The sequence below is a fragment of the Tumebacillus flagellatus genome (genome assembly GCF_000714935.1).
Lineage (GTDB): Bacteria > Bacillota > Bacilli > Tumebacillales > Tumebacillaceae > Tumebacillus > Tumebacillus flagellatus.
In genome coordinates this window covers 12,974-29,703 of the sequence record NZ_JMIR01000023.1, presented here as the reverse complement: position 1 = coordinate 29,703, position 16,730 = coordinate 12,974, and the positions used below count along the sequence as shown (strand labels likewise).

At 59.2% G+C, this 16,730-nt stretch carries 16 protein-coding genes; 2 read left to right on the top strand and 14 right to left on the bottom strand.

What is annotated here, in order from left to right; genetic code table 11:
* Nucleotides 1–23 precede the first annotated feature (23 nt).
* From EL26_RS14915 to EL26_RS14850, 14 genes are all read right to left on the bottom strand, one after another.
* Nucleotides 24–1,145: a M20/M25/M40 family metallo-hydrolase gene (locus tag EL26_RS14915; RefSeq protein WP_038090552.1), complete on the bottom strand. Its 1,122-nt coding sequence runs from the start codon at nt 1,143–1,145 to the stop codon at nt 24–26.
* On the bottom strand, nt 1,133–1,360 hold the full coding sequence (locus EL26_RS14910; protein ID WP_038090548.1) for a hypothetical protein: 228 nt from the start codon (nt 1,358–1,360) through the stop codon (nt 1,133–1,135). Before EL26_RS14910 ends, EL26_RS14915 begins: the two co-directional genes overlap by 13 nt.
* Before the next feature lie 12 nt (nt 1,361–1,372).
* Nucleotides 1,373–2,899: an acyl-CoA carboxylase subunit beta gene (locus EL26_RS14905; protein WP_052036438.1), complete on the bottom strand. Its 1,527-nt coding sequence runs from the start codon at nt 2,897–2,899 to the stop codon at nt 1,373–1,375.
* Between the two features lie 46 nt (nt 2,900–2,945).
* Nucleotides 2,946–3,362 carry a methylmalonyl-CoA epimerase gene (mce, locus tag EL26_RS26250; RefSeq protein ID WP_038090542.1) on the bottom strand — a complete coding sequence of 139 codons (417 nt, stop codon included), beginning with the start codon at nt 3,360–3,362 and terminating at the stop codon, nt 2,946–2,948.
* Nucleotides 3,363–3,367: 5 nt separating this feature from the next.
* Complete coding sequence (locus EL26_RS26245; RefSeq protein WP_038090540.1) at nt 3,368–3,775, bottom strand: cobalamin B12-binding domain-containing protein; 408 nt, start codon at nt 3,773–3,775, stop codon at nt 3,368–3,370.
* 21 nt (nt 3,776–3,796) lie between these two features.
* Nucleotides 3,797–5,449, bottom strand: coding sequence for an acyl-CoA mutase large subunit family protein (locus EL26_RS14890; RefSeq protein WP_038090538.1), 1,653 nt, complete (start codon nt 5,447–5,449; stop codon nt 3,797–3,799).
* A gap of 210 nt (nt 5,450–5,659) precedes the next feature.
* Nucleotides 5,660–6,382, bottom strand: a complete 723-nt coding sequence (lipB, locus tag EL26_RS14885) for a lipoyl(octanoyl) transferase LipB (RefSeq protein ID WP_038090535.1) — start codon at nt 6,380–6,382, stop codon at nt 5,660–5,662.
* A gap of 62 nt (nt 6,383–6,444) precedes the next feature.
* Nucleotides 6,445–7,365, bottom strand: coding sequence for a lipoyl synthase (gene lipA, locus EL26_RS14880; RefSeq protein ID WP_038090532.1), 921 nt, complete (start codon nt 7,363–7,365; stop codon nt 6,445–6,447).
* Nucleotides 7,366–7,389: 24 nt separating this feature from the next.
* The gene (locus EL26_RS14875; protein ID WP_038090528.1) at nt 7,390–8,748 is read right to left on the bottom strand and encodes a dihydrolipoamide acetyltransferase family protein; all 1,359 of its coding nucleotides are present in this window, start codon (nt 8,746–8,748) and stop codon (nt 7,390–7,392) included.
* A 24-nt stretch (nt 8,749–8,772) separates the two neighbouring features.
* The gene (locus EL26_RS14870) at nt 8,773–9,756 is read right to left on the bottom strand and encodes an alpha-ketoacid dehydrogenase subunit beta (RefSeq protein ID WP_038090525.1); all 984 of its coding nucleotides are present in this window, start codon (nt 9,754–9,756) and stop codon (nt 8,773–8,775) included.
* Between the two features lie 13 nt (nt 9,757–9,769).
* On the bottom strand, nt 9,770–10,765 hold the full coding sequence (locus EL26_RS14865; RefSeq protein ID WP_038090523.1) for a thiamine pyrophosphate-dependent dehydrogenase E1 component subunit alpha: 996 nt from the start codon (nt 10,763–10,765) through the stop codon (nt 9,770–9,772).
* Between the two features lie 30 nt (nt 10,766–10,795).
* The gene (gene lpdA / locus EL26_RS14860) at nt 10,796–12,241 is read right to left on the bottom strand and encodes a dihydrolipoyl dehydrogenase (RefSeq protein ID WP_038090521.1); all 1,446 of its coding nucleotides are present in this window, start codon (nt 12,239–12,241) and stop codon (nt 10,796–10,798) included.
* A gap of 22 nt (nt 12,242–12,263) precedes the next feature.
* Nucleotides 12,264–13,355, bottom strand: a complete 1,092-nt coding sequence (locus tag EL26_RS14855) for a Leu/Phe/Val dehydrogenase (protein WP_038090518.1) — start codon at nt 13,353–13,355, stop codon at nt 12,264–12,266.
* A gap of 377 nt (nt 13,356–13,732) precedes the next feature.
* Complete coding sequence (locus EL26_RS14850) at nt 13,733–15,832, bottom strand: sigma 54-interacting transcriptional regulator (RefSeq protein ID WP_038090515.1); 2,100 nt, start codon at nt 15,830–15,832, stop codon at nt 13,733–13,735.
* A gap of 207 nt (nt 15,833–16,039) precedes the next feature.
* On the opposite strand from EL26_RS14850, the gene EL26_RS25005 reads away from it, so the two are divergent.
* Together EL26_RS25005 and EL26_RS14840 are read left to right on the top strand one after the other, a co-directional pair.
* Nucleotides 16,040–16,279 carry a DUF2627 family protein gene (locus EL26_RS25005; RefSeq protein WP_038090512.1) on the top strand — a complete coding sequence of 80 codons (240 nt, stop codon included), beginning with the start codon at nt 16,040–16,042 and terminating at the stop codon, nt 16,277–16,279.
* A 13-nt stretch (nt 16,280–16,292) separates the two neighbouring features.
* Complete coding sequence (locus tag EL26_RS14840) at nt 16,293–16,667, top strand: hypothetical protein (protein ID WP_038090509.1); 375 nt, start codon at nt 16,293–16,295, stop codon at nt 16,665–16,667.
* The last annotated feature ends 63 nt before the right edge of the window (nt 16,668–16,730 follow it).

Below are 16,730 nucleotides of genomic sequence, written 5' to 3'. Positions count from 1 at the left end.
TGGTTTTATTTCCCTGAATTTCCTTACAATACCGCTTGCGTCATCGCGACGAGCAAGCGGGCGCCGTTTTCGAGGTCGTTCAAGCGAATGAACTCTTCGACGGTGTGGATTTTTTCGTAGCCGATGGCGATGTTGACGGTCGGAATGCCTTGGCCGTTCAAGATGTTCGCATCGGAGCCGCCGCCGGACGCCATCGTTGTCGGCTCAAAGCCAAGCGAGCGAACCGCTTTGAACGCCGTTTGCACGACCGGCGCATCCACGTCGTGGTTGAGGTTGGAGTACATGCGCTGCACGTTGATGTCGCAGGTGGTGTTGAACTCCGCCGCCGCTTCGTTGAACGTGTCCACCATGTGCTTCACTTGCGCGTCGAGTTCGTCGAGCACCAACGATCGCGCTTCCGCCGCGATGGTGACTTTGTCGCACACGACGTTGGTGGCGTCGCCGCCGTGGAAGTTGCCGATGTTCGCGGTGGTGCGCTCGTTGATGCGGCCGAGCTTCATGCGCGAGATCGCCGCCGCCGCGACGTTGATCGCGTTGATGCCCGCTTCCGGATTCACGCCCGCGTGCGCCAGTTTGCCGTGCATGGTGACTTCGATGCGGGATTGCGCCGGAGATTGGGTGACCACTTTGCCGATCGGACCGTTGGAATCAAACGCAAAGCCCATGTCGACTTTCGGGAGCTTCTCCCAGTCGGCGTGACGGGAGCCGAGCAAGCCGGACTCTTCGCCCATCGTCAAGAACAGCACGATGGTGCCGTGCTCCAGGTTTTGCTCCTTGAGCGTGCGCACCATTTCCAGGATGCCGGAAACGCCTGCTTTGTCGTCCGCGCCGAGAATCGTGGTGCCGTCCGACGTGATGCGGTCTTCAAGCAGTTGCGGCTTGATGTTCAGGCCCGGTGCCACGGTGTCCATGTGGCAGGTGAAGAGGATCGTCGGCTTGGACTCGTCGCCTTTCAACGTGCAGATCAGGTTGCCGGCGTTGCCGCCGACTTTTTCCCCGGCGGTGTCCTCGACCACTTCGACCCCCAAGCTTTGGAGTTCGCGGGTCAGGCGGTCCGCCATGTTGCGTTCATCGCGGGAAAGAGAGTTGATTTGCACCAACTCGAGGAAAGTTTGGATCAGACGCTCACGGTTTACTTGGTACATTTGCGGTTTCGTCCTTTCTCTTGGTAGATGGCGTTCGGGTACTGTTCAGGACGGAACCCGTCGCGTTTTTCGCGGAAGGCGGTGCGAGCGCGCAACGCGTCTTCGTCGTTCTGCGGAGAGTTCGTGAGGAGATTCAAACGGCGCGCCGCCTGCTTCCATGGCGTCACGTCGCGCGGCCCTCGAATGAACGTCACGTCAAATTTGTCGCCGGACATGGGTGTGCCCCCCTACAGCGGGATGTTGCCGTGTTTTTTCGGCGGGCGGGTTTCGCGCTTGGTGCGCAGAATCTCCAAGCCCTCTTTGATTTTCTGACGGGTCTCGCGCGGGTCGATGACGTCGTCGATCATGCCGAGCGCGGCTGCGACGTACGGGTTCGAGAACTTCTCTTTGTACTCGGCGATCTTCGCCGCGCGGGTGGCGTTCGGGTCCACTGATTCGGAAATCTCCTTGGCAAACACGATGTTTGCCGCGCCCTCTGCGCCCATGACCGCAACTTCGCCGGTCGGCCAGGAATAGACGAGGTCGGCGCCGATCGACTTGGCGTTCATCGCGACAAACGCGCCGCCGAACGCTTTGCGCAAGATGATCGTCATCTTCGGCACGGTCGCTTCGGAGTACGCGTAAAGCATCTTGGCGCCGTGACGGATGATGCCGCGGTGTTCCTGCATGACGCCCGGAATGAAGCCGGTGACGTCCTCAAACGTGATGAGCGGCACGTTGAAGCAGTCGCAGAAGCGGATGAAGCGGGCGATTTTGTCGGAAGAATCGATGTCGAGGCCGCCCGCCATGAACTTCGGCTGGTTGGCGATGATGCCGATCGGATGACCGTCGATGCGGGCAAAACCGACCACCGCGTTTTTCGCGAAGTTCTTCTGCACTTCCATGAAATCGCCGCCGTCGACGACGCGCTGGATCACATCGCGAATGTCGTACGCTTTGGTCGGTTCGACCGGCACGATTTCGATCAACTGCTCATCCCAGCCGTCGTCCGGCTTGTTGAACACGCGCGGCGGCTCTTCCATGTTGTTTTGCGGGAGGAAGGAGAGCAGACGGCGAACGTCGTTGAGCACGTCTTCTTCGGTTTTGTTGGTGAAGTGCGTCACGCCGGAGATCGCTTCTTGCACGCGCGCGCCGCCGAGGTTTTCCGCCGTGATCTTCTCGCCGGTAACCGTCTCGATGACTTTCGGTCCGGTGATGAACATCTGCGAGTTGCCTTCCACCATGAAGATAAAGTCGGTGATCGCCGGCGAGTACACCGCGCCGCCCGCGCACGGGCCCATGATCACGGAGATCTGCGGGATGACGCCGGAGTAGATCGCGTTGCGGTAGAAGATTTGGCCGTAGCCGTCCAGAGACGCGACACCCTCTTGGATGCGCGCGCCGCCGGAGTCGTTCAAACCGATGACCGGCGCTCCGTTTTTGGCAGCGAGGTCCATGCACTTGGTGATTTTCAGCGCGTGCATTTCACCAAGCGCGCCGCCGAAGACCGTGAAGTCCTGAGCGAACACGTAGACGATGCGGCCGTTGATCTTGCCCCAGCCGGTGACGACGCCTTCGCCCGGCGCTTCCGCTTTGTCCATGCCAAAGTGCGTGGCGCGGTGTTCGATAAACGGGTTCAGCTCGCGGAACGTGCCTTCGTCGAGAAGCATTTCGATGCGTTCGCGGGCGGTGTACTTGCCCTTGGCGTGCTGAGCCGCGATTCGCTTGTCTCCGCCGCCCAATTCGACTTTCCGGCGACGGTCATGCAGTTCCATGATCTTCTTTTCCAAAAGGATTCCCCTCCACTCTATACTCTGAGCTCTAGTCTGGAATGCGCTGGCAGAACTCGGTCAGGACGCCGTGGGTATCCTTGGGGTGCAAAAACGCGATCAGTTTCCCATGGCCGCCCTTGCGCGGCACTTCGTCAATCAAGCGGTAGCCCGCTTCTTTCGCAGATGCCAAAGCTTCGACCACGTCCGGCACCGCGTAGGCGATGTGGTGGATGCCCGGGCCTTTTTTGTCCAAAAACTTGCGGATCGGCGATTCCGGGCAGGTCGGCTCCAGCAGTTCGATCAAGCTCTCCCCGACTTCGATGAACGCCAAGCGCGCCATCTGATCTTCGACGACTTCCTCGTGCAGAAACTTGAGGCCGATGCCGCCGGTGTAGACCGGCAACGTCTCTTCAATCGAGTTGACGGCGATGGCGACATGGTCGATTTTGTACGCGTTGACTGCCATGCTCGTTACCCCCTCTTGCTCTGGACGCTTTCCCGGATGAAATCGGCCATCACGGTCAGCGACGAACCCGGCGTGAACACTTCGGCGATGCCGGCTTCCTTGAGTTGCGGGATGTCTTCGTCCGGGATGACGCCGCCGCCGACGACGAGGATGTCGCCGGCGCCTTGCTCGTTCAAGAGGCGCACGACTTCCGGGAACAAGTGCATGTGCGCGCCGGAGAGCGAAGACAAACCGACAGCGTCCACGTCTTCTTGGATCGCGGTGGCAACGATCTGTTGCGGAGTTTGGCGCAGGCCGGTGTAGATGACTTCCATGCCGGCATCGCGCAGAGCTTTTGCTACGACGAGTGCGCCGCGGTCGTGGCCGTCAAGACCCGGTTTCGCGACGAGAACGCGGATTTTTGCTTCAGACATTGGGGTGCTCCTCCTTCTCCATTACCATTGAGCCGGTTGGTATTCGCCGAACACGTCGCGCATGACGTTGCAGATCTCGCCAAGCGTGGCGTAGACTTTCACGGCGTGCACGATGTGCGGCATGAGGTTGTCGGTGCCGGATGCCGCTTGACGCAGCGCGTCCAGTGCGGCAGTGACCGCATCGTTGTCGCGGGATTGACGCAGTTCGCCGAGGCGCGCCGATTGCGTGCGCTCCAGTTCCGGGTTGATCTTCATCAATTCCGGCTTCGGCTCGTTCTCGATGCGGAACTTGTTGACGCCGACGACGACTTCCGAACCGTCTTCGATGCCCATCTGGGTTTGGTACGCGGCGTTTTGGATCTCGCGCTGCATGTAGCCCTGCTCGATCGCTTTGACAGCCCCGCCCATCTCGTCGATCTTCGCGATGTACGCCAACGCGTCGCGCTCGATCTGGTCGGTCAGCGCTTCCACATAGTAAGAACCCGCCAGCGGGTCGACAGTGTCGGCGACGCCCGATTCGTACGCGATGATCTGCTGGGTGCGCAGCGCGATGCGAGCCGACTCTTCAGTCGGGAGCGCGAGCGCTTCGTCCTTGGAGTTGGTGTGCAGAGACTGCGTGCCTCCCATCACCGCCGCCAATGCTTGCAGGGTGACGCGAACGATGTTGTTATCCGGCTGCTGCGCGGTCAGCGTGGAACCGCCGGTTTGCGTGTGGAAGCGCAGTTGCAGGGACTTCGCGTCTTTCGCTCCGAAGCGTTCCTTCATGATGTGCGCCCACATGCGGCGAGCGGCACGGAATTTTGCGATCTCTTCCAAGAAATTGTTGTGCGCGTTGAAGAAGAACGAGAGGCGCGGCGCGAACTTGTCGACGTCAAGGCCCTTTTTCACCGCGGCATCGACGTAGGCGATCGCGTTGGAGAGCGTAAACGCCACTTCTTGCACCGCCGTCGAGCCTGCTTCGCGGATGTGGTAGCCGGAAATCGAGATCGTGTTCCAGTTCGGCACATGCTCGGAGCAGTATTCAAAAATGTCGGTAATCAGTCGCATGGAAGCGGCCGGCGGGTAGATGTACGTGCCGCGTGCGACGTATTCCTTCAAGATGTCGTTTTGGATGGTGCCGGAGATTTTGTCGGCGGAAATCCCTTGCTTCTCGGCGACGGCGATGTACATCGCGAGCAGGACGGAAGCCGGCGCGTTGATCGTCATCGAGGTGGAGACTTTGTCGAGGGCGATGCCGTCGAGCAAACGCTCCATGTCGGCGAGCGACGAAATGGCGACGCCGACCTTGCCGACCTCGCCCTTGGCCATCATATCATCGGAATCGTAGCCGATTTGCGTCGGCAGGTCGAATGCGGTGGAAAGACCGGTTTGGCCGTTTTCCAGCAGGTATTTGAAGCGTTGGTTGGTTTCTTCGGCGGAGCCGAAGCCCGAATATTGGCGCATCGTCCAGAAGCGGGAACGGTACATCGTCGACTGCACGCCGCGCGTAAACGGAAACTCGCCCGGAAAGCCCTGCTTCTCCATGTAGTCGCCTTGCACGTCTTGAGGTGTATACAGGCGCTTCACCGGATTGTCCGAAGAAGTGGTGAACTCCTCCTTGCGCTCCGGGAAACGAGACGTTGCTTTCTCCGCTTTGGCTTGCCAAGCGTCATACTGGGTCTTGAAATCAGACATGAAAAACCCTCCTAGAGGAAGTGGAAGATGAGGACATGGCCATACCGCCTTATTATACCATAGGAAAGCGGTTGCAACGCCAATACTGAATGAATACTCATACAAAAAAACTTCATGGCTTCACCATCTGTACTACCGGAGAAAAAAGGACCCGTCAAACGGGCCCTTGGAGAACGTGCGGAAACGGTGGAAGCCTGCACGCCGGGTCGATCAAACTTCGACGTCTTCTCCCCAGCGTTCGGCCAACTCGTCCGCCGTCGCTTCGCCCTGCTTGGTCTCGATGCCGAACACTTCGGCAAACGCGGCGACCCAGCGTTTCTTGACCTCATCCATCTCCACCGTTCGGCCGAGTACTTTGCGAAGCGATGTCACGCCGTACTCGGTGATGCCGCACGGGATGATGTGGCCGAAGTGCGAGAGGTCCGGGTCGACGTTCAGCGCGAAGCCGTGCGACGTGATGTAGCTTTGGTTCGCCGTATCGCGGTTCGCTTTGACGCCGATGGCGCAAATCTTCTCGTTGCCGACCCACGCGCCGGTCATCCCTTCCTTGCGCCCCGCTTCGATGCCGTAGCCCGCGAGCAGCCGGATGATCACTTCCTCCAGCAGACGCAGGTACTCGCGCACGTCGTTTTTCCAATCGCGCAAGTGCAAAATCGGATAGCCGACCAGTTGACCCGGCCCGTGATAGGTCACGTCGCCGCCGCGGTCGACATCAAACAGCGCGATGCCCAATCGCTTGCGCTCTTCTTCCCCGATCAACACGTTCTGCGCTCCGCCCGCTCGTCCGATCGTGTAGACCGGCGGGTGTTCCAGCAACAGGGCGGTGTTCGGAAGTTCGCCCTTCAACATGCGGCGAACGGCTTTTTTTTGCAAGTCGAATCCTTGGCCGTACTCCACCCGGCCGAGGTCGTAGATGTCACATTGCGGTTTCATACGGCTGTGCCTCCTGAAAAAAATCACAGCGTCGACCCGAGGGCTCCGCTGTGATTTTTGGCTTACTTCGCTTGTTGGATCTGTTCTTGTTGAATCTGCTGTTCCGCCGATTGCGCTTGCTCGTGCGCGTGATACGAACTGCGGACGAGCGGACCGGATTCCACGTGCTTGAACCCGCGCTTCAACGCCTCTTCCTTCAACTCGGCAAACTCTTCCGGCGTCCAGAACTTGCGCACCGGCAGATGTTTCTTGGTCGGTTGGAGGTATTGGCCCATCGTCATGATGTCGCAATCGACCGCCCGCAGATCGTCCATCACTTGGATGATCTCTTCCCGCGTCTCGCCGTGGCCGAGCATCAAACTCGACTTGGTCGGGATCTGCGGTTTGTATTCCTTGGAGCGGCGCAGCACTTCCAAGGTGCGGTCGTAGGTCGCTTTGGCGCGAACTTTCGGCGTCAAGCGGCGCACCGTTTCGATGTTGTGGTTGAAGATGTCCGGTTCCGCGTCCAAGAGCGTGTGCAGCGCTTCGAGGTTGCCGCCCATGTCGGACGGCAGCACTTCCACGGTGCACAGCGGACGGCGGCGGCGGATGGCGCGGACGGTCTCGGCGAACACGGAAGCGCCGTGGTCTTTGAGATCGTCGCGGGCGACGGCGGTGACGACGGCATGGCGCAGGCCCATCGTGTCGACCGATTCCGCCACGCGCTCCGGTTCCGCCAAGTCGAGTTCGGTCGGCAGGCCGGTTTTGACGGCGCAGAAACCGCAGGCGCGGGTGCAGATGTCGCCCAAGATCATGAACGTCGCCGTGCGGTTTTCCCAGCACTCGTAGATGTTCGGGCAACGAGCTTCTTCACAAACGGTGTGGAGCGTTTGACCCCGCATCAGCTCTTTGAGTTCAGTAAAGTTCGGCCCGGTCTTCAACTGGATTTTCAGCCAGTCCGGGCGGCGAAGCGGTTTTTCTTCGAGAACGTCAAGTTCTTCCACGCTGGCACACCTCTTTTTGCAAGATTAGTACAAAGTCGGCTCGGTTGCGCTTTCGAGGTTTTTCTTGACAGCCTGCAGGAATTGGCCGCAGACCCAGCCGTCGAGAACGCGGTGGTCGAGCGACATGCACATGTTCATCATCGAGCGGATCGCAAACGAATCGTCCGGCATGACGGTCGGACGCTTGATGATCGATTCCATCGAGAGGATCGCCGCTTGCGGTGCGTTGATGATCGGCATCGATTGCACGGAGCCGAACGCGCCGGTGTTGTTGACGGTGAAGGTGCCGCCCGACATGTCGCTCGGGGTCAGCTTGCCTGCACGCGCGCGCTTCGCCAAATCGTTGATCGCATGCGACAGACCGAGGATCGAGAGGCGGTCGGCGTTTTTGATCACCGGAACGAACAGCGCGTCGTCGGTGGCGACGGCAATCGAGATGTTGATGTCTTTTTTAATAATAATCTTGTCGTCCTGCCATGTCGAGTTGATGATCGGATATTGTTTGATCGCATCGACCACCGCTTTGATCATGAACGGGAGGAACGTCAAGTTGACGCCTTCCTTCTTCTTGAAGCCTTCCTTGTTGCGGTCGCGGAAACGCACGAGGTTCGTCATGTCGACTTCCATCATCGTCCACGCGTGCGGCGCGTTGTGTTTCGACTCGACCATGCGGCGGGCAATCGTCTTGCGCACGCCGGTCGCTTCGATGACGGTGTCGCCCTCTGCCGCTTGGTACGCCGGAGCGGACGGAGCTGCCGATGCTTGCACGCCTTGCGCGCCGAGTTCGGTCAGGCCGGTCGCCGGTTGGGTCGGAGCCGCAACAGACGCGAGGTCTTCTTGCGTTTTGGTAAGCTGCGCGGACGGTGCCGGAGCCGCCGCGCCGCCTTGCTCGATAAACGCGAGCACGTCTTTGCGGGTGATGCGCCCGCCGGTGCCCGTGCCGGAGATGCGGGACGGGTCGACGTTGTGCTCTTGGATCAAGCGCATGACAGCCGGCGAATAGCGCGGACGGTCTGCAGACGGTGCCGCTGCCGCAGAAGCGGCCGGAGTGACAGCGCCTGCAGCTGCCGAAGCGGGAGCCGCGGCCGGAGCGACCGGTGCCGCTTGAGCAGCCGGAGCGGGAGCCGCTGCCGGAGCCGGCGCTTCTCCTTCTTCGGCGATCGTGGCAATCGGCGTGCCGACCGCGACCGTCGCGCCTTCGGGCACGAGGATTTCGGTCAGGATGCCGACGAATTCGGACGGTACTTCGGCGTTGACTTTATCGGTGATGACTTCTGCGAGCGGATCGTATTTGTTGATTTTATCCCCCGGCTGTTTCAGCCACTTGGCGATCGTGCCTTCCGTGACCGACTCGCCGAGCTGGGGCATCTTGAGGGTTGCCATGTGCGAAGTTCCTCCTGTCCGTGCTTAGAATTTCGCCAGGTCGCGGATGGCGTCCGCGATCTTGGTCGGGTTCAGCATGTAGAACTTCTCTTGCGGCGGGGAGTACGGCATCGCCGGTACGTCCGGGCCTGCGAGACGTTGGATCGGCGCGTCGAGGTCGAACAGCGCTTCTTCGGCGATGATCGCCGCGATTTCGCCGCCGACGCCGCCGAATTTGCCGTCTTCGTGCACGATCAAGACTTTGCCGGTCTTGCGGGTCGCCTCAAGAATCGCTTCACGGTCGATCGGCTTGATCGAGCGCAAGTCGAGGATGTGCGTGGAGATGCCTTCCTTCGCCAGCGTTTCCGCCGCTTCCAGCGCGTAGTGCACCATCAGGCCGTAGGTGATGACGGTGACGTCGTCGCCTTCGCGCTTGACGTCCGCTTTGCCGATCTCGATGGTGTAGTCGCCCTCCGGCACTTCCCCTTTGATCAAGCGGTAGCAGCGTTTGTGCTCCAAGAACAGAACCGGGTCATTGTCGCGAATCGACGCTTTGAGCAAACCTTTGACGTCATACGGCGTGGACGGCATGACGATCTTGATGCCCGGAACATGGTGGAACAGCGCTTCGATCGACTGGGAATGGTAGAGCGCGCCGTGAACGCCGCCGCCGTACGGAGCGCGGATCGTCAGCGGAACGGTCCAGTCGCTTTTGGTGCGGTAGCGGATGCGGGCTGCTTCCGACACGATCTGGTTGTACGCCGGGAAGATGAAGTCGGCGAACTGAATTTCTGCGACCGGACGCATGCCGACCATCGCAGCGCCGATGGTGACGCCGACGATCGCCGATTCGGACAGCGGAGAGTCCATCACGCGCTCTTCGCCGAATTTTTCGATCAATCCGGCGGTCGCCCGGAAAACGCCGCCGCGAACGCCGACGTCCTCGCCGAGGATGAAGATCGACGAATCGCGCTCCATCTCTTCTGCCAGCGCTTCTGTGACTGCCTCAATGTAAGATTTAATCGCCATGAGACGAGACCTCCTAACGTTCTTCGTAGACGTGGGTCAGCACGTCTTCCGGTTCGTAGAACGGCGCTTTTTCCGCCGCGTCGGTGCCTTCGTTGACTTCGCGCATGACACGGTCGGTCAGCTCCTGCTCCACTTCAGCCGTCAGAACGCCTGCGTTGCGCAGGTACTCGGCGAACGTGATCAGCGGGTCTTTTTTCTTCGCGGCTTCCACTTCTTCGCGCGCGCGGTAGCTTCTGTCGTCATCGTCGGAGGAGTGCGGGGTCAAGCGGTACGTGCGGGCTTCGATCAAAGTCGGGCCTTCGCCGTTGCGGGCGCGGTCGGCCGCTTCTTTGAAATACTTGTAGACTTCCAGCACGTCGTTGCCGTCGATCGAATAGCCAGGGAAGCCGTAGCCCAACGCGCGGTCTGCGGTGTTGTGGTTGCCCAGCTGCTTGTCGAGCGGCACGGAAATCGCGTAGCCGTTGTTCTCGACGCAGAAAATCACCGGGAGTTTGTGAACGGCGGCAAAGTTGCACGCTTCATGGAAGTCGCCTTGGTTGGACGAACCTTCGCCCGTCGAGGTGTACGTAACCGTTTTCTCACGGCGCATCTTGGCAGCCAAAGCCACGCCGACCGCGTGCGGGAATTGCGTGGTCACCGGAGAAGAGCCGGTCAGGATGCGGTTTTTCTTGCCGCCGAAGTGACCCGGCATCTGACGTCCGTGCGAGTTCGGATCGCCCGGCTTCGCAAACGCGGACATCATGACTTCGGTCGGCGTTTGGCCGAACACGAGCACGACGCCCAAATCGCGGTAGTACGGGGCAACGTAATCCAAGTTCTTGTCAAGGGCAAAGGCAGCGCCAACTTGCGCCGCCTCTTGACCTTGACAGGAGATGACAAACGGAATTTTGCCCGCGCGGTTCAACAGCCAGAAACGCTCGTCGAGCTTGCGCGCCAGCAGCATGTAGGTATACATATCCAGCGCTTGTTGATCGGTCAAGCCCAGATCTTTGTGGTTCAACTTAGACATGCTCCGAAACCTCCTGTCGAGTCCTTCGCCTTAATAGTGGATCGCCATGCCTTCAACAGCCAAAGCCGCTTCGCCGATCGCTTCGGAGAGCGTCGGGTGCGGATGGATGGCGAGGCCGATCTCCCATGCGGTCGCGTCCAGCAGTGCGGCGAGACCCGCTTCCGAGATCATGTCGGTGACGTTTTGGCCGATCATGTGCACGCCGAGCAGATCTCCCGTCTGCGCGTCTGCGATCATCTTGACGAAACCGTCGATTTCGCCGTTGACTTGCGCTTTGCCGATGCCGCGGAACGGGAATTTGCCGACTTTGATCTCGCGGCCTTCACTGCGCAGATGCTTCTCGGTATAGCCGATCGAAGCCACTTCCGGGCGGGTGTAGGTGCAGCGCGGAATCATCGCGTAGTTGATCGGATGCGGGTTGAGACCTGCGATCACTTCCACGGCGTGGATGCCTTCGTGCGACGCGACATGCGCCAGTTGCGGCGTGTTCAAAACGTCGCCGATGGCGAAGATGTTCTTCTCTTTGGTGCGGAAGTGTTCATCCACGACGATGGTGCCGCGGTCGATCTGCACTTCGGTCGCTTCAAGGCCGATGTTGTCGATCGCCGCTTCACGCCCGACGGAGACGAGCAGTTTGTCGGCGGTCAAGGTTTCGATCGTCTCTTTGTCGGTGCCGACGTTGACTTTCGCTTGGATCGAGACGGTGTCGCCCTCGATCTTCAGCGTGTCGGCCAGCACGCCGGTCGACGTCATGATCTTGACTTTCGTTTTGCGGCGGCCGAGCAGTTTCGCCAGCTCCGCTGCCACGTCTTCATCTTCGAGCGGCAGAATTTGCGGCGCGAACTCGACGAGGGTGACTTGCACGCCGTAGTCAGAGAACATCGACGCCCATTCGCAGCCGATCGCGCCGGCGCCGACGATGATCACCGACTTCGGCAGTTCGGAAAGTTCCAGCGCATGATCGGAGTTGATCACGTGCGTGCCGTCCACCGTCAAGCCCGGCAAGGTTTTCGGGCGGGAACCGGTCGCGATGATCAAGTTGCGCGGGTTGATGATCTCCTGTTCGCCGTCCGCTTTCTCGACGCGCACAGCGCCCGCCAGCGGCGAGAAGATCGACGGCCCCATCACGGTGCCGTTGCCTTGGATGACTTGGACGTTGTGTTTTTTGAGCAGCGATTGCACGCCTTTGTGCAGGTTGCCGACGATTTTTTCCTTGCGCGCCATGACATTGCCGAAATCAAGCGTAACGTTGCCTTCCACTTGGATGCCGAAGTCCTTGGACTTTTGCACCGTCGCGAGGATGTCGGCGCTCTTCAGCAGCGCTTTGGATGGGATGCACCCGCGATGCAAGCAGGTTCCGCCGACCTTGTCCTTCTCGACCACGGCGACTTTCAATCCCAATTGGGCGGCACGGATGGCGGCTACATAGCCGCCCGTGCCCCCGCCCAGGATCACTACATCTAACTGTTCAGCCATGAGGGAGTGACTCCTTTCGGGATTACTTCGAGAGAATGGAACGCTCGGTGCTCAGGTAGTTGGAACGGGAAGAGCCGAGCGTGCGGATGCGGTCTTCCGCCATGCGGTCCGCCGCTTTGTAGGTCGGGATGCCGTCGCGTTTGGAGATTTCGATGATGTTCGAGATGATGTTGTAGATGTTCTCGATCTTCTTGGTTGCGCGCTCTGCGTTGTAGCCGTTCAGTTCGTCCGCAACGTTGATGACGCCGCCGGAGTTGATGACGTAGTCCGGAGCGTACACGATGCCCATCTCATGGATGGTGTCGCCGTGGCGCTCTTCTTTGAGCTGGTTGTTCGCGGAACCTGCGATGACTTTCACTTTCAGTTGCGGGATCGTCTCGTCGTTGATGATCGCGCCCAGCGCGCACGGTGCGAAGATGTCCGCTTGCACGCCGAAGATATCCTTCGGAGCGACGACTTCTGCGCCGAATTCGTTGACGACGCGGTCGATCGCTTCTTGGTTGATGTCGGTGACGATCAGTTTCGCGCCTGCTTCATGCAGGTGTTTGCAGAGGTAGTAGCCGACGTTGCCCACGCCTTGAACCGCTACCACTTTGCCGGTCACGTCGTCGGTGCCGAACGCTTCCTTCGCCGCCGCTTTCAGGCCGACGAAGCAGCCGAGCGCCGTCATCGGGGACGGGTTGCCGGAAGAGCCGAACGCTTCGGAAACGCCGGTGACGTAACGGGTTTCTTGGCGGATGTATTCCATGTCTTGAACGGTGGTGCCCACGTCTTCCGCCGTGATGTAGCGGCCGTTCAGAGATTCGATGTAGCGGCCGAACGCGCGGAACATCGCTTCGGATTTATCGGTGCGCGGGTTGCCGATGATGACGGTCTTGCCGCCGCCGAGGTTCAGGCCCGCCGCCGCGTTTTTGTAAGTCATGCCCTTTGCCAGACGAAGCGCGTCTTCGATTGCCGCTTCTTCGCTTTCATAGGTCCACATGCGGGTACCGCCCAGTGCCGGTCCGAGGGTGGTGTCATGTATCGCAATGATCGCTTTCAGACCCGACGCTTGGTCGTGGCAGAAGACGAGTTGCTCATAATCATACTTCTCCATATATTCAAAAATTTTCATGATATTGCCTCCTTCAGGTGTTTAACGTATTGGTTGTGGAGAAAAATTGAAACTTTTTTTGGACACCCTATACCCATCACACAGAATACCACAAACTTTGCATAGGGTGGTAGTGAGCGGCATACATGGACAGTTTCTGCTAGTTGAACGGTCTGTATAAGTTTTGTCGGGAAAAAAATTGGCTTTTTTCCGCTCACGCCAATTTTTATATGCAAGACGCGTGCCAACTTTGATGTAAGCGATTACAAAACACCGCGGGAACGGTGTTTTTTTATGCAAAAAACGGTTCGCCCACATTGGGAGAACCGTTTTGATGCGTGCAGTTTTTTGCAAAGTCGCGCAGTTTTTTGCAAGCAAGATTCTTCAGGCTGTGCAAGTCATTGCATGCCGTACTTTTCGAGCTTGTAATACAGCGAGCGCACGGCGATGCCGAGCAGTTTCGCCGCTTCGGTTTTGTTGCCTTTGGTTTTGGCAAGCACGCGTTCGAGATGCCGGCGTTCCGCCCGTCCCACGACGTCGTCGAGTGCGAGCGACTCTCCCTCCGGCTCCGCTTGCTCCTCCGCCCCTTCCGGTTCGTGAAAACCGGCGATCGGCGCGGGAGACGGCGCTTCTTTGACCCCGCTCGCCGCTTCGCCGTAGAGGATCAAGTGCTGCGGCTCGATCACCGTCTCGGTGAACTTCATCTGGATCATCGCGCGGCCGATGGCGTTCTCCAACTCCCGGACGTTGCCCGGCCAGGAATAATCGTGCATGCGGGACAGTGCCGCCGGAGAGATTTGTTCGACTTTGCGCCCGTACTCTTCGTTAAATTTCGCGATCAGGCGGTGCGAAATCGCTTCGAGGTCGCCCTTGCGGTAGCGCAGCGGCGGGATGATGATCGGCAAGACGTTCAAGCGGTAGTAGAGGTCTTCGCGGAACTGCCCTTGCTGTATCGCTTTCTCCAAGTTGACGTTGGTGGCAGCGATGACGCGGGCGTTGACCGGCAGTGCTTTTGCCCCGCCGACGCGGATGATCTCCTTCTCCTGCAAGACGCGAAGGATCTTCGCCTGCATGTGCATCGACAATTCGCCGATCTCGTCGAGGAAGATCGTGCCGCCGTTCGCTTCTTCGAACAGCCCTTTCTTGCCGCCGCGCTTCGCTCCCGTAAACGCGCCCTCCTCATACCCGAACAACTCCGATTCAAGCAGCGACTCGGATAGCGCGGCGCAGTTGACGCGGATGAACTGGTTGAAGCGGCGGGCGCTCAAGTTGTGAATCGCATGGGCAAAAAGTTCCTTCCCCGTCCCCGACTCCCCGCGCAGCAGCACGGTGGCTGGCGTATCGGCAGCTTTTTTCGCTTGTTCGATCGCCATCTCCATCTCGTTGGACGTGCCGATGATGTCTTCGAACGTATATTTGGCTTGCAGTTTGCGGATCAACTGCTTCGCTTGGTTGAGCTCATCGGTCAGTTTCTTGATTTCGGAAATGTCGTGCACGATGCCGACGGAGCCTTTCAACTCGCCGTCGACTTCGATCGGCGCGACGTTGACGAGCACTTCGCGGCGGCGCGGACCGATCTTCATGGAAACCCCGCGCACCGGACGGCGCGTGCGCAACACTTGCATGTGCATCGATTCGCCCTCGGCGATGTCCACTTCCGCCGGTTTGCCGATGATGTCCGCTTCGGCAAGGCCCGTCAGACGCGTGTAGGCGGGGTTGATCATGATTCCGCGCCCTTCCTTATCCACGACGGAGATGGCGTCTTGCGTGGAGTTGATGATCGCTTCCAGCAACATCCGGTATTCCTTGAGGTCGGTCACTTCTTCGGCGAGCGTCTGAATTTCGGTGATGTCGCGGAAGACCGCCACCGCTCCGGCGAGATTGCCTTTCTCATCGCGCACGGGCACGCGGTTGGTGATGATGCGGTTGTTGTCGAGCACTTGCAGCTGGTTGAGTTCCGGCTCGCCGGTCGCCAAGACGACGTGCAGGCGCGAATTCGGGATCACGACGCTCGCCAGTTGTCCGATCATCTCGTCCGCCCGCGCCCCGGACAGACGTTCGGCGGCGGCGTTGAACAGCGTGATGATGCCTTGGTCGTTGATGGCGATCATCGCGTCGTGCGTGGAGTTCAAGACGACGCCGAGCTTCTCGTGCGTGATCTTCAGTTCGTGAATCAGGTCTTCCTTCTCCAAGAGCAAGCGCATGAGGAAATTGGCGACGGCCCCCGGAATCAGCGTCGTCGCCGGCGGCAAGAGGCGGCGGATCGTGACATACGCCTCCCGGTCCCCGGTCGCTTCAAACACGACGGTGATCTTCTCGTCTGCAAATTCCTCAAAGTGCCGGCCGGTGCGAATGCCGTACTCGCGGGCGAGCGCGAGGCCCGGCGCATTCTCGTCGATGTCGATGATGCCGATCACCGAGACGGACGGCAAATCGCGAAACGCCCGCAGCATCGCCGTCCCCCCGCGTCCGGCGCCCACAATCAAAACATGTATCAAAAGAGGTACCCCCCATCCTGCTTCTCACTTTGCACTCTGCAGCTTCTTGCATGTGTGAAAAAAATTGCATGCAACGAACTACTTGTCAATTCGGCGCGTCTTGACGATCTCCTTCTTGAAGGTGTTGGAAGCGTGCGATATAGTAGAAGACGACTGTGCAGGTATTTTTTTAATATTCGGATGGATCTTGAGAAAGGACGGATAGATGTGGGACGTTTGATCGTCTGGGTGATCCTCGTGGGGATCTTCTTGTTGTCGGGGTACGGGTTGAATTTGATCCGCATCGCGATCATCGACAAGATTGCGAACCCGGAGATTGTGATTTGGTGGAAAGTGTTGATCGGCGGTGTGTTGATGGTGGGCGGTCTGTCGTTCCTCGGCGGGTTTATCTTCTACCGCGACCGCAAGCGCAACAAAGTGCGTCCGCCGGCTTGGAAAACCAAGTAAGGAGTGGTTTGAGATGAAAAAACAACTGACTCTCCTCCTGCTCGCAGGGGCGTTGCTCGGCACGGCGATGACGTCGGTCGGGTGCTCAAACGCGACGGACGTGAGCGACAAATTGCAGCAGTCGGCGCAAGACGCGCTGAACAAGCTGCAGAACGACCCCGAGTTGAAAAACAAACTGATGACCGCCGCGAACGCGACCAAGGACAAAGTGGAGTCGTTCATGGGCAACCTGATGAAAAATCAAACGGTCGTCGACGCGGAGAAGAAACTCGGCGACAAAGTCGTACAGGAAGTCATCGAGCAAGCCGTGCAGAACAACGGAGGCAAACTCGATGCAGCGACGCAGGATTGGATCGTGAAGGAACTGCAGAAGCGTATGCAACAGTAAAAAAGACCTCGTGCGGAGCCTGGTGGCTGGCGTGCGAGGTTATTTTTTATGAAAAAAGACCCC

Bases quoted from the DNA above. Each gene is read 5' to 3' on its own strand.
- EL26_RS26245 (WP_038090540.1), bottom strand. From the start codon at position 3,775: ATGTCTGAAGCAAAAATCCGCGTTCTCGTCGCGAAACCGGGTCTTGAC.
- mce (WP_038090542.1), bottom strand. From the start codon at position 3,362: ATGGCAGTCAACGCGTACAAAATCGACCATGTCGCCATCGCCGTCAAC.
- lpdA (WP_038090521.1), bottom strand. From the start codon at position 12,241: ATGGCTGAACAGTTAGATGTAGTGATCCTGGGCGGGGGCACGGGCGGC.
- EL26_RS14870 (WP_038090525.1), bottom strand. From the start codon at position 9,756: ATGGCGATTAAATCTTACATTGAGGCAGTCACAGAAGCGCTGGCAGAA.
- EL26_RS14910 (WP_038090548.1), bottom strand. From the start codon at position 1,360: ATGTCCGGCGACAAATTTGACGTGACGTTCATTCGAGGGCCGCGCGAC.
- EL26_RS14875 (WP_038090528.1), bottom strand. From the start codon at position 8,748: ATGGCAACCCTCAAGATGCCCCAGCTCGGCGAGTCGGTCACGGAAGGC.
- EL26_RS14890 (WP_038090538.1), bottom strand. From the start codon at position 5,449: ATGTCTGATTTCAAGACCCAGTATGACGCTTGGCAAGCCAAAGCGGAG.
- EL26_RS14915 (WP_038090552.1), bottom strand. From the start codon at position 1,145: ATGTACCAAGTAAACCGTGAGCGTCTGATCCAAACTTTCCTCGAGTTG.
- EL26_RS14865 (WP_038090523.1), bottom strand. From the start codon at position 10,765: ATGTCTAAGTTGAACCACAAAGATCTGGGCTTGACCGATCAACAAGCG.
- lipB (WP_038090535.1), bottom strand. From the start codon at position 6,382: ATGAAACCGCAATGTGACATCTACGACCTCGGCCGGGTGGAGTACGGC.
- EL26_RS14840 (WP_038090509.1), top strand. From the start codon at position 16,293: ATGAAAAAACAACTGACTCTCCTCCTGCTCGCAGGGGCGTTGCTCGGC.
- EL26_RS14905 (WP_052036438.1), bottom strand. From the start codon at position 2,899: ATGGAACTGCATGACCGTCGCCGGAAAGTCGAATTGGGCGGCGGAGAC.
- EL26_RS14855 (WP_038090518.1), bottom strand. From the start codon at position 13,355: ATGAAAATTTTTGAATATATGGAGAAGTATGATTATGAGCAACTCGTC.